At 68.3% G+C, this 12,032-nt stretch carries 12 protein-coding genes; 7 read left to right on the forward strand and 5 right to left on the reverse strand.

The genetic code is table 11. The annotated features are described in order from the left end of the window. Positions 1–23: 23 nt before the first annotated feature. The 3 genes from HRJ34_RS07755 to HRJ34_RS07765 form a co-directional block, all read right to left on the reverse strand. Entirely contained in the window at positions 24–2,177 is a 2,154-nt protein-coding gene (locus HRJ34_RS07755) for a TonB-dependent receptor (RefSeq protein WP_208633770.1), read from the reverse strand. Between the two features lie 178 nt (positions 2,178–2,355). Further along, positions 2,356–3,702 carry an MFS transporter gene (locus HRJ34_RS07760; RefSeq protein WP_208633771.1) on the reverse strand — a complete coding sequence of 449 codons (1,347 nt, stop codon included), beginning with the start codon at positions 3,700–3,702 and terminating at the stop codon, positions 2,356–2,358. 1 nt (position 3,703) lies between these two features. Further along, positions 3,704–4,063 (reverse strand): limonene-1,2-epoxide hydrolase family protein, encoded by a 360-nt coding sequence (locus HRJ34_RS07765; RefSeq protein WP_208633772.1) that lies wholly within the window; start codon positions 4,061–4,063, stop codon positions 3,704–3,706. Between the two features lie 118 nt (positions 4,064–4,181). Between HRJ34_RS07765 and HRJ34_RS07770 the strand changes: the two genes are divergently transcribed. Then, positions 4,182–4,724, forward strand: coding sequence for a nuclear transport factor 2 family protein (locus tag HRJ34_RS07770; RefSeq protein ID WP_011951870.1), 543 nt, complete (start codon positions 4,182–4,184; stop codon positions 4,722–4,724). Positions 4,725–5,053: 329 nt separating this feature from the next. Here HRJ34_RS07770 and HRJ34_RS07775 read toward each other — a convergent pair whose 3' ends face one another. After that, the gene (locus HRJ34_RS07775; protein ID WP_208633773.1) at positions 5,054–5,656 is read right to left on the reverse strand and encodes a carboxymuconolactone decarboxylase family protein; all 603 of its coding nucleotides are present in this window, start codon (positions 5,654–5,656) and stop codon (positions 5,054–5,056) included. A gap of 181 nt (positions 5,657–5,837) precedes the next feature. Between HRJ34_RS07775 and HRJ34_RS07780 the strand changes: the two genes are divergently transcribed. Beyond that, positions 5,838–7,094 carry a cytochrome P450 gene (locus tag HRJ34_RS07780; protein ID WP_208633774.1) on the forward strand — a complete coding sequence of 419 codons (1,257 nt, stop codon included), beginning with the start codon at positions 5,838–5,840 and terminating at the stop codon, positions 7,092–7,094. Beyond that, positions 7,091–7,858: an SDR family NAD(P)-dependent oxidoreductase gene (locus HRJ34_RS07785; RefSeq protein WP_208633775.1), complete on the forward strand. Its 768-nt coding sequence runs from the start codon at positions 7,091–7,093 to the stop codon at positions 7,856–7,858. Before HRJ34_RS07780 ends, HRJ34_RS07785 begins: the two co-directional genes overlap by 4 nt. Before the next feature lie 283 nt (positions 7,859–8,141). On the opposite strand, the gene HRJ34_RS07790 is transcribed toward HRJ34_RS07785, so the two are convergent. After that, positions 8,142–8,579, reverse strand: a complete 438-nt coding sequence (locus HRJ34_RS07790; protein ID WP_208633776.1) for an SRPBCC family protein — start codon at positions 8,577–8,579, stop codon at positions 8,142–8,144. A 67-nt stretch (positions 8,580–8,646) separates the two neighbouring features. On the opposite strand from HRJ34_RS07790, the gene HRJ34_RS07795 reads away from it, so the two are divergent. The 4 genes from HRJ34_RS07795 to HRJ34_RS07810 are packed head-to-tail and all read left to right on the forward strand — an operon-like array spanning position 8,647 to position 12,003. Then, complete coding sequence (locus HRJ34_RS07795) at positions 8,647–9,603, forward strand: SDR family NAD(P)-dependent oxidoreductase (RefSeq protein WP_226949102.1); 957 nt, start codon at positions 8,647–8,649, stop codon at positions 9,601–9,603. Continuing rightward, positions 9,600–10,391, forward strand: coding sequence for an SDR family oxidoreductase (locus tag HRJ34_RS07800; protein WP_208633778.1), 792 nt, complete (start codon positions 9,600–9,602; stop codon positions 10,389–10,391). Before HRJ34_RS07795 ends, HRJ34_RS07800 begins: the two co-directional genes overlap by 4 nt. Positions 10,392–10,396: 5 nt before the next feature. Continuing rightward, positions 10,397–11,155 (forward strand): enoyl-CoA hydratase-related protein, encoded by a 759-nt coding sequence (locus HRJ34_RS07805; RefSeq protein ID WP_208633779.1) that lies wholly within the window; start codon positions 10,397–10,399, stop codon positions 11,153–11,155. Beyond that, positions 11,152–12,003, forward strand: a complete 852-nt coding sequence (locus tag HRJ34_RS07810) for an alpha/beta fold hydrolase (protein WP_208633780.1) — start codon at positions 11,152–11,154, stop codon at positions 12,001–12,003. Before HRJ34_RS07805 ends, HRJ34_RS07810 begins: the two co-directional genes overlap by 4 nt. Positions 12,004–12,032: the final 29 nt, after the last annotated feature.

Below are 12,032 nucleotides of genomic sequence, written 5' to 3' on the forward strand. Positions count from 1 at the left end.
TTGCGATCCCCGCCCGGTGACGATCAGAACTTGTACGAGGCGCGGACGCCGTAGAGCGCCGGCTCGTCCGCCGCGCGCCGGTCGGCCTGGGCCGAGGCGGAGACGTTGCGGAAGCGCAGCTCGTCGGTGATGTTCCGGCCGAACGCCGTGACCGAGAAGCGGTCGCCCGGCAGGTTCCAGGTCAGGCTGGCGTTGATCACGACATGCTGCGGCTCGGAGATGCGGTTGTCGACCGTCCAGTAGAATTTGGACGAATAATAGACGTTGCCCGAGGGAACGAGCGTCCCGCCGCCCGGCAGGTCGATCGTATAGTCGACCGCCCAGTTGAGCGTCCAGTCGGGCGACCGTACGTTGCGCTTGCCCGTCACGTCGACGATCGCCGACGCGTTGCGTCCATCGCCGCCCGGCACCGGCAGGAACACCTGCGCATTGGTGAACTTCGAGAATTTCGCCTTCAGATAGGAGGCGCCGAACTTGATCGACCATTTGCGGGTCGGCGCGAACACGACGTCGAGGTCGACGCCGTCCGACTTGACCGACGCGGCGTTGCGCAGCTCGATCAGGTTGGTGATCGGGTTGAGCGCCTGCACCTGCAGATCCTTGGTCTTGTAGTGGAAGCCCGCGACGTTGACGGTGAAGCCGCGGCCCAGGGTCAGCTTGCCGCCAATCTCATAGGCGTCGACCTTCTCGGGATCGATCGGCACCGGCGACAGCGCGTTGGCGTTGAACGCGCCGCTCTTGAAGCCCTTGGAGAAGCTTCCGTAGAACATCATGTCGTCGGTCGGATGATAGGCCAGCACCGCGCGCGGCGTGAACGAATCCCAGCTCGCCTTGACATGGTCGAGCCGCTGGATGCCGTTGAGCGATCCGGTGATCACCTTCTTCTCATAGCTGTAGCGGATGCCGCCGGTCAGGTCGAACCGGCCGAGCGTCAGCGTCCCGTCGGCGAAGACCGCATAGGCGTCGGTGATCTGCTTGACCGCGATCGTCGTCAGCGTCGTCCCCGACAGCACGTAGAGCGGGTCGAGCTTGCCGTTCTGGCGCAGGTAGAAGCCGCCGAGCACCCAGGAGAAATTGCTCTTGTTGTCCGAGTTGAGCAGGATTTCCTGGGTGAAGTTGTTGCCGACGTCGTTGTTGTTGATCTGCGAGTAGCGGAACGGCGTCGTGTCCGAGTCATAGTCGAGCGAGTGGTTCTCATAGTGGCGCCACGCGGTCGTCGAGACCAGCTTCACGCCGCCGAGATCCCAGTCGAGCTTGCCCGACGCGCCCTGCTGCTCGACCTTGTAGCCGACCTTCTCGTTGCCGATATAGTCATAGGGCCCGGTCGGCAGCAGCGCGCCGGGGACATAGCCCTGATAGCGGTCGATCGGCTGGATGATGATCGGGCTGGCGTCGTTGATGTCCATCGCGTCGCCCGACAGGGTGATGTCGAGATTGTCGCTCGCCTTGATCAGGACATTGCCGCGAATCGTCCAGCGTTTGGAATCGCCGACGCGCTTGCCGAGGCCGTTGGCGGGGTTCCTGTTCTTGAACCAGCCGTCGTGGCGGTCGTAATTGCCGGCCAGCGACACCGCGATCGTGTCGGAGACCGGGCCGGTGACGAAGCCGCTGCCGATGAACGAGTTGTAATTGCCGTAGCTGGCGCTGAACGAGCCCGCGGGCGTGAACTGCGGCTGCTTGGTGGTGATGATGATCGCGCCGGTGTTGGCGTTGCGGCCGAACAGCGTGCCCTGCGGCCCCTTCAGCACCTGGATCGATTCGACGTTGGCGAGCTGGTAGAGCTGGCCGTTGACGGTCGGCATGTAGACGCCGTCGATGTAGAAGGCCGCCGATCCCGGCTCGCCGAGGTTGGTGACGGTCGATCCGACGCCGCGGATGAAGGGCTGCACATAGCCGCCGCTCTCGGTGATCGTCATGCCGGTGATCGACTGGGCGATGTCGTGGGTCGAGGTGACGCCCTGCCCGGTGAGCTGCTCGCCGGTCAGCGCGGTGACCGAGACGGGCACGTCCTGCAGCCGCTGCTCGCGGCGCTGCGCGGTGACGATGATGTCGCCGAAGCCGCCCTGGTCGGCGGTCTCGGCCGCGGCTTGCGGCACATCGGCCTGGGCGAAGGCCGGCGCGGCGGCGAACAACGCGCCCGCGGCGACCGACAGCGAAAGCATGGTCTTGGTGATCATCGTCAGGTCTCCCCTACCCTCGAAAGCGGCGGCCGGGCTCCCGCAGGGGCCGCCTTCTCCCGGCGCCTCAGTTGAGCGCCTTGGGAAATAACCTATCGATGATTTATTATAAGTCAATCAGCATTAGGTAAATTTGCGGAAACTGGCCAGAACATGGGAAATATCACTGTCTGGCAGCTCAGCCGGCGGCGACCGCGAGCGAGCGGGCGTGATAGGCGCGGCGCGCCAGCAGGGCGGTGGGGACGATGACCAGCGCCATCGCCGCCTCGACGATCACCACCGCATGGGCGAGCCCGGCCTCGCCGCCCAGCGCGTCGCTGATCGCGCCGACCGTGGTCGGCCCCAAACCGAGGCCGGCGAGGGTGTAGATCATCATGTTGAACGACGCCGCGATGCCGCGATAGCGATCGGGGGTCAGCAACTGCATCCCGACATAGAGCGCCGGCAGGGTGAAGGTCGATCCGAACATGAAGACGCAGAAGAACAGGGTCGCCAGCGGCAGGCTCGCGGCATGGCCGACCGCCGCCGAGGTGGCGAGCGCGATCAGGCAGCCGCCGCCCATGATCAGCATCGGCGCGCCGACGACGCCGCGCGTCCGCAGCCGATCGAGCAGCCAGCCGCCGACGATCGTGCCGAGCGGACCGGCGATCACGCCGATCAGCCCGATCAGCTTGCCCGCGTCGGCCGGCGCCATGCCGTGAATCCGCACGAACAGGCTGGAGGACCAGCTCGTCACCGCATAGCCGGTGACGGCGGTCAGCGCGCCGATCAGCAGGAAGGGCGCATAGCCGCGCAGATGGGCGAAGAGATAGCCGAGCCCCTCGCGCATCGCCGCGACGGAGGGGCCGAGGCCGCGCCCCGCGACCGGTGGACGGTGCGGCTCGCGCACGAAGGCGAGCATCAGCAGCACCGGCAGCGCGAGTCCCCCGGCGAGCAGGAAGATCGCCTGCCAGGGCATCAGCGTGACGCCGGGCAGCGCCAGCCCGCCCGCCGCCACCAGCGCCGCGAGCAGCGCCCCGCCGCCGAGGAAGGCGAGGCCATAGCCGAAATTGGCGCCGAGCCCGAAGATCGCCGTGCCGCGCGCCAGGTTGGACGGCGCGAAATAGGCGGTCAGCAGCGACATGCCGGCGGGGATCAGGCACGCCTCCCCCATGCCGACCAGCACGCGGGTCGCGAACAGCGTCCCGAACGAGGTGGTGAACGCCGCCGCCATCGTCGCGAGACTCCACATCACCAGCCCGATCGCGATCAGGTTGCGGCGGCTGGTGGCGTCGGCCATCGCGCCCAGCGGGATCGCGAAGCCGCAATAGAGCAGCGCGAAGCCGGTGCCCTGGAGCATGCCGAGCTGGGTGTCGGTCAGGTGCATCGCCGCGCGGATCGGCTCGGTCACCAGCACCATCACGAAGCGGTCGATGATCGCGACGGTATGGGCGAGGCCCAGCACCGCCGCGACATACCATTTATAGCCGCCCTCCCCCTGCCCGATCTGAACAGCGCCCGGCGGCCGGCCGGTCGACATGTCCATCCTAGCGGGCCTCCGGCTTCATCGCGCCCATATCGAAATAGTCCCGCCAATGGGTGATCCGGCCGTCGACGACCTCGAACGTCCCCATCACCGGGATGGTGATGCGGTCCTCGCCGCGGGTGAAGCGGTCGACCCGTTCGGTCAGCACGACGTTGCCGCGGCTGGCGATGTTGAGGACGACCCATTCGCAGGTGTCGACCGGCCAGGCGGCGAAACCCTTCCGCACCGCCGCGATCCCCGTCACCGGCTTCATCGGCATGTTGTGATAGACGATGTCCTCGGCCATCAGGCCGTAGATGCGATCCTCGTCGAGCCGGTTCCACGCCTCGATGAAGGCAAGCACCGTTTCCTCCGGGCTCATGCTGCTCTCCCGCCTGGCCCGCGCCGCATCGGCGCGCTTGTTTTTCTAACAGTGATTGGTACTGTCTATCCGACGAAGACCTTCGCGCGGTCAAGCGCAAAATCGAAAGGGAGAGTGTGTGACCGACCAGCCCGCCGCCGAAGCCCTCCAGGCGCTCCTCGACAAGCAGGCGGTGAGCGAGGTGCTGCTCGGCTATTGCCGCGCGATCGACCGCCGCGACGCGGAGCTGATGCGGCGGGTCTACTGGCCCGAGGCGATCGACGACCACGCCGTGTTCCGCGGCGACGTCGAGCAGTTCATCGCCTACAGCTTCCCCTTCATGGAGGGCGTGGTCAGCCAGCACCGCATCACCAACATCTGGGTCGACCTGACCGGCCCGGCCGAGGCCTTCTCCGAATGCTATTTCTCGGGCTTCCACGATTTCCCGGCGGAGGACGGCGGACGGCTCGAGCGGATCGTCGGCGGCCGCTATCTCGACCGGCACGAGAAGCGCGGGCCGGAATGGCGGATCATCGAACGGACGCTGGTGATCGACTGGTATCATGAACGTCCCGGCAATTCGGTGTGGGACAGCGGCCGCTACGCCAACCTCCCCAACCGCGGCGCCGCGAAGCCCGACGACCCGCTGTACCGGCTCCACCCCTGGGGGACGCGGGTGTGAGGCATACGCCGCCGCCGTCATGCTGAACTCGTTTCAGCATCCACCGGGAGGCCGGGTCCTGCCTCCGTGGTTCCTGTAGCGGCGGCCCGCGCCACCGCCTGGCCAGCCTGAACGGCCGGTGGATGCTGAAACACGTTCAGCATGACGGTTTTGGGGGAGGAAGCCACCGCCCCCCCCACGTCACCCCTGCGAAGGCAGGGGTCCATGTCTCTCCTCGGCCAGATGACCACCGAGGAGAGGACAGACATGGATGCCAGCCTTCAGCCTTTGGCTGAAGTTTATCCCGAGCGCCTGCCTTGCAGGCAGTCGAGGGGCTGGCATGACGGCATTCAAGACAGATGCGTCTGGCTCGGCGTCATCGTCCGTTCGGGGCTGCCGATCGGGCATTCGCGGGTGATCAAGCCATAGGCGAAGACCAGCTTGGTCCAGCCGCTCAGGATCGTCGCGACGAAGCCCAGCTCCAATATCTCGGCGTCGGAGAAATGGGCCGACAGCCGCGCGTAGAGATCGGGCGTCAGCGACGGATCGGGATCGGCGATCGCGAACAGCCGGCCGAGCGCGAGCACCGCCTGTTCCTGCGGCGTGAACAGCGGGCTGTCCTCGTCGTCCATCGCGTCGATCTGCGCCTGGCTGTAACCGGCGGCCGCCGCCGCGGGGACATTATGGGCGTTGCAGACGAAACAGCCATTGGTCAGCGACAGCTTGAGGCGGATCAGCTCCTTCCACTTGCGGTCGACCCGCATGTCGGGCGAGCCATTGTCGAACACCGCGCCGTAGAAGTTCGACTGATACCAGCGATAGAGCGCCGGATGGTGGCCGAACACCTCCAGCCGGTCGCCGTCGCCGGCCACCGCGATGCTCGACTCGCGCAGCCGCTGGAAATCCTCGGGCAGTTGCTCGACCGGCACGCGGCTCAACAAGGTCTCGGGCATGGCGCTCTCCTCTCCTTTTGCAGCGAGCCTATCGCAGCGCGACGCATCGATCAATCGCTGTATGATTATGACTTTTCCCGCCTCCATAGGTCAGCACGCGCGCCCTAAATCAATGCTTGCCAATATCGGCCTCCAGCCATTATCTATCAGTGTAAGACTTATCAGCCGTCAGGAGAGGCACATGGGCGCACAGGAAGCGATGGACGAGCGGACCGGCGGGATCGAGGACGTCCGCTTCGCCGATCCGGCCTTCCTCGCCGATCCCTGGACGCCGCTGATCCGGCTCCAGGAGGAGGCTCCGGTCTTCTACAGCCGCAACCAGGGCGGCTGGATCATCTCGCGCTATGACGACGTCCGCGCCGCCTTCGCCGACCGCCGGCTGTCGGCCTCGCGCGTCGACCAGCTGTTCCGCGGCATGCCCGAGGAATTGCAGAAGCAGCTCGAGGCGGTCCGCCTCTACACCGGCCTGATCGTCAACCGGCTCGACGGCCGCGACCATACCCGCATCCGCGTGCTGATGCTCAAGGCGTTCGACGCCGCCGTGGTCCGCACCGTGCAGGGCTTCATCGGCGACGTGATCGACGAGATCCTCGACGAGTGCGAGCGGCTCGGCGAGTTCGACTTCATGCAGGCGGTCAGCGCCACCCTGCCGACACGGGTGATGCAGAAGCTGTTCGACCTGCCCGACGAATATCGCCCGCTGCTGTTCAAGCTGGCGTCGGACTTCACCTCGGCAAGCTCGGCCGCCAACGTCACGCCCGAGCTGCTGCTCAAGCTCGACGCGACGATCCGGACGATGAACGACGTGTTCAACGCCATCATCCCCGAGCGCGAGAAGAACCCCGGCGACGACCTGATCTCGATGATGGTCAACGCCCGCGACGGTCTCAACAAGCTCAGCAACGACGAGATGCTGGCCCAGCTCCACGGCATGGTCGTGGCGGGCGCGGAGACCACCGCCCACACGCTCGCCACCCAGCTCGTCCAGATCGTCCGGCAGGAGAAGCTGCTCGCCACGCTGCGCGAGGCGCCCGAGCGCGCCTTCGACCTGGTGACGGAGCTGCTCCGCTATCCCGGCACGGTGAAGTGCATGACCCGCTTCGCCGGCGAGGATATCGAGCTGCACGGGCAGACGATCGCCAAGGGCGACCTGCTGTGGATCATGCATGCCGGCGCCAATGTCGACACGCGCCATTGGGACGATCCGTTCGGCACCGACATCGACCGGCACAATCTGCGCGACTCCATGGCGTTCGGGCCGGGGCTGCATTTCTGCGTCGGCCACATGCTCGCCCGCACCGAGCTGACCGAGTTCTTCACCCGCGCGCTGCGCCGCTTCGACGTCGAGATCCTCCAGCAGGATTTCGAGATGGTGCCGAGCTACATCTTCTACGGCTACAAGGAGTTGCGCGTCCGCTTCACGCCGCGCGCGGCATGAGCCGGCTCGCCGGGCGGGTCGCGCTCGTCACCGGCGGCGCGCGCGGGATCGGGCGCGGCATCGTCGAGCGCTTCCTGGCGGAAGGCGCGACGGTGATGGTCGCCGACCTCGACGCGGACGACGCGCCGATCGCCGCGGAACTGGGCGAGCGCGCGCTCTATCGCCGCCTCGACGTCACCCGCTCCAACGACTGGACCGCCGCCCTCGACGCGCTGCGCGATCGCTGCGGGCGCGTCGACATCCTCGTCAACAATGCGGGGACGAGCCGCAGCGGATCGATCGAGGATGCAAGCGAGGCCGACTGGCGCTTCGTGATGGACACCAACGCGCTCAGCGTCTTCCTCGGCTGCCAGGCGGCGGTGAGGGCGATGCGCGCGACCGGCGGCGCGATCATCAACATCGCCTCGGCGCGCGGCCAGCGCACCGGCGCCGCGCAATGCGCCTATTCGGCGTCGAAGGCGGCGGTGCTCAGCCTGACCGAGAGCGTCGCGCTCCATTGCGGCGAGCAGGACCTGCCGATCCGCTGCAACGCGATCTGCCCCGGCGTGATCGACACCCCGCTGATGCGCCAGCATGCCGCGAGCGAGGCGCCGGGCGATCCCGGCGCGGTGATCGAGCGGATGACGGCGATGGGGATCGTCGGCCGGCTCGGCACCCCGCGCGAGATCGGCGACGCCGCCGTCTTCCTGGCGTCGGACGAAGCGGGCTTCGTCACCGGGGCGGTGCTGAACGTCGACGGGGGATTCCGGATCAGGGATTTCTAGAGCGGTTCACGATCCGATTGCATCGGATCGTCCGCTCCAGCTTATTGTTTTACCGCGATTTCCGAGTCGGCAGATGTTTCCATCTGCCTGGAAATCGCTCTAGCGAAGAACAACCATAGCCCGTTCGTCATGCTGAACTTGTTTCAGCATCCACCAGGCCACTCAGGCTGGTCGGGAGGTGGCACGGGCGTTCACGGCAGGAATCTCGACGCTGCGACCAAGGCGCCCGGTGGATGCTGAAACAAGTTCAGCATGACGGCGCTGGGAGCGGGATCGGCCCCGCTCACCCCCGATCGAGCAGCCGTCGCAGCCCCTCGATCGACGTGCTGTAGAACCCCTCGATCCGCGCGCCGATCTGCTCGGGCGGAACGGCGAAGCCGCTCGCCTCGGAGGACCAGCGGATCTCGGTGCGATGTTTTCCTATCGGTGTTAGACGAATATCGCTGTAAACATCGTCTGCCGGCATCGCGTGCGGCGGGAGGATGTGGTAGCGCAGCCAGTGCCGCGCCGGATCGATCGCCTCCAGCCGCTCGTGCGCGACGCGGTCGCCCAGCGTCACCGTTCGCACCGCGCCCGGCCCCTCGCCCTCCAGCGTACAGCCGGTGACACCGGCCGCCCAGGCAGCAAGCCCGCCGAAATCGGCGATCAGCGGCCAGACCCGCTCGACCGGATGATCGATCACGGCGCGGACGTCGGCATAGGTGACGGGAGTGGTTGTCATCGGCGCGATTCTCCTGCAACAATGTAAACCTAACGATATATTGTTTATGGTCAACCAGGAGAGGCGGATGGCGGCGGAGACATATCGGCTGGACGGGCGGGTCATCCTGATCACCGGCGCCGGGCGCGGCCTGGGCGAAAGCTATGCGCGCCACCTGGCCGATCTCGGCGCGCAGGTGATCGTCAACGATCTCGGCGCCGGCATGGCCGACGGCGAGGGCTCCCCCCTGCCCGCCCGCCGGGTGGCCGAGGCGATCCGGGCTGCGGGCGGACGGGCGAGCGACGACATGTCCGACATCGCCGACCCGCGCGAGGCCGAGGCGCTGGTCGAGCGGATCGTCGAGGTCCATGGCCGGATCGACGCGCTGATCAACAATGCCGGCAATTTCCTGCCGCCCGCGCCCTTCGCCGAAACCGCGCTGGCCGATTTCGAGCGGACCTGGCGCATCCATCTCGGCGGGACCTACAATCTCTGTCGCGCGGCGCTGCCGCACATGACGGGACAGGGCTTCGGCCGGATCGTCAACACCATCTCGACCCAGGGCCTCTACGGCGGGGTGGGCACCGCCGCCTATGCCAGCGCCAAGGCGGCGGTCCAGGGGCTCACCGCCTCGCTCGCGGCCGAGCATCGCGGGAGCGACGTCCGGATCAACGCGATCAGCCCCGGCGCCTTCACCCGCATGGTCGACGCCGGGGAACGGCCGGCCGCCTTCACCGAGGCGTTGAAGCGCAACCTGCCGGCCGATCTCGTCGCCCCGGCGGTCGCCTGGCTCTGCCATCCCGCCTGCGCCGAGAACGGCGCGCTGATCCAGGCGATGTCGGGCTGGTTCAGCCGCACGATCATCGGCGACCTCGACGGCTTCTGGGACTTCGCGCCCAGCATCGATTCGGTCGCCCGCGGGCTCGCCGCCCTACCCGCCACGGGCCCGGTCCGCGCCGCCGACAGCTCGGCCGCGCACGCCCAGTCGATCATCGCCCGCGCCGAAGCCGCGCGCGCCCACAGCCAGGAGAAGAAGATATCATGACGACATTCACACCCGGCCTGCTGAACGGCAAGACCGCCTTCATCGCGGGCGGATCGAGCGGCATCAACCTGGGCATCGCCCAGGGCCTGGCGGCGGCCGGCGCGCGCATCGCGATCATCAGCCGCAAGATCGAGAAGGTCGAGGCGGCGGTCGCCGGGCTGAAGGCCGGCGGCGCCGAGGCGCTCGGCTGGGCCGTCGACGTGCGCGACTATGCGGCGGTCGAGAAGAGCCTGGCCGACACCCATGCCGCCTGGGGGCCGATCGACATCGTCGTCTCGGGCGCGGCGGGCAATTTCCTGGCGCCGGTGCTCGGCATGTCGGCTAACGCCTTCAAGACGGTGATCGACATCGACCTGCTCGGTACCTTCCACGTGCTGCGCGCCAGCCATGCCTTCCTGCGCAAGCCGGGCGCCTCGCTGATCTCGATCACCGCCGGCCAGGCGATCAACGCCACCCTGTTCCAGAGCCACGCCTGCGCCGCCAAGGCGGGGATCAACATGCTGACCCGGGTGCTGGCGATGGAATGGGGCCCCGACGGCATAAGGGTCAACGCGATCGCGCCGGGCCCGATCGCCGACACCGAGGGGATGGCGCGGCTGACGCCCACCCCGGAGTCCGAGGCCGCGCTGAAGGCGATCATCCCCTTGCGCGACTATGGCACCAAGCAGGACATCGCCGATCTCGCTATCTATCTGGCGAGCGATTCGGCGAAATACATCACCGGAGCGATCCTGGACTGCGACGGCGGGTCGTCGCTGGGCCGGGGGCTCCAGCCGGCACAGGGATGAGGATCATGAGCGACATCAGGACCGAGAACGCCAACCGCGTGCTGTCGATCATCCTCGATCGGCCGGCCAAGAAGAACGCGATCACCGACGCGATGTACGGCGACATCGCCGCCGCGCTGGCCCGGGCCGCCGGCGATTCCGGGATCGGCGCGGTCCTGATCCGCGGCGAGGGGCCCGATTTCTGCGCGGGCAACGACATATCGATGTTCGCCGCCGCCGCCGCGGGCGAGCAGGACATCCTCGCCTCGAACACCGGCCTCTTCCTCGATGCGATCAGCACCTTCCCCAAGCCGCTGGTCGCCGCCGTCACCGGCCGGGCGATCGGCATCGGCGTGACGATGCTGCTTCATTGCGACCTCGTCTATGTCGCCGAGGATGCCGAGCTGCGGACACCCTTCATCGACCTCGGCCTGGTCCCCGAGGCGGCGTCGGCGCTGACCCTGCCCGAGCGGATCGGCCATGTCCGTTCCTTCGCATTGTTCGCGCTGGGCGAGGCGCTGCGCGGCGCCGAGGCGGCGGCGATCGGCATCGCCAACCGCGCGCTGCCCGCCGACGAGGTGGCGCGGGCGGCCGAGGTGGCGGCGCGCGCGCTGGCAGCCAAGCCCTTGTCGGCGCTGGTCGCCACCAAGGCACTGATGCGCAACGCGGAGGCGATCGCCGCCGCGCTCGACGCCGACAAGAAGGCGTTCGCGGCGCAGCTCCAGACCCCCGAGGCCGCCGCCGCCTTCGCCGCCTTCGCGGCGCGCAAGGGCCCGCCCGCGTGACCGCCCGGCCGGTCCGCGCGACCAGCGTCGAGGGCCTGGCGATCGTCGGCGAGCTGCGCGGCCGGGGCGACGCGCCGCTCGTCCTGCTGCTGCACGGCGGCGGCCAGACCCGCCACGCCTGGACGGGCACCGCCGACCATCTGCTCGGCGCCGGCTTCGACGTCGGCAGCTATGACGCGCGCGGCCATGGCGACAGCGACTGGGCGGCCGACCGGGACTATTCGCTGCCCGCCCATGGCCGCGACCTCGTCGCCTTCCTGCGCGCGGCCGGGCGGCCGGCGGCGCTGGTCGGCGCATCGATGGGCGGGATCAGCGCGCTGTTCGCCGCCGCCGAGGCGCCCGAACTGGTCCGCGCGCTGGTGCTGGTCGACATCGTGCCGCGCTTCGCGCCCGAGGGCGTCGCGCGGGTCCGCAACTTCATGCAGGCGCATCCCGACGGTTTCGCCACCATCGAGGACGCGGCGGCGGCGGTCCACGCCTACAACCCCAACCGCGCGCGATCGAAGAACCCGTCCGGGCTGATGCGATCGCTGCGCGAGGGCGCCGACGGGCGGCTGCGCTGGCACTGGGACCCGGCGGTGGTCGGCGACGCGCCGACCGAGGCGCTGGCCGACATGCTGAGCGAGCGGCTCGCCGCGCTGCCCGCCAGCCTGCCGCTGATGCTGATCTCGGGCGCGCAGAGCGACGTGGTCGACCCGCAGGCCGTCGCCGGCTTCCGCGCCCAGGCGCCGCATGCCGAGATCGTCGCCGTCGACCGCGCCGGCCACATGGTCGCGGGCGACCGCAACGACGCCTTCAGCGACGCGATCGCCGGGTTCCTGCGACGGCGGTTGGCGCTCCCCTCCTAACGTCACCCCAGCGAAGGCTGGGGTCCATG

This window comes from Rhizorhabdus wittichii, from assembly GCF_017607425.1.
GTDB classification, from domain to species: Bacteria; Pseudomonadota; Alphaproteobacteria; order Sphingomonadales; family Sphingomonadaceae; genus Rhizorhabdus; species Rhizorhabdus wittichii.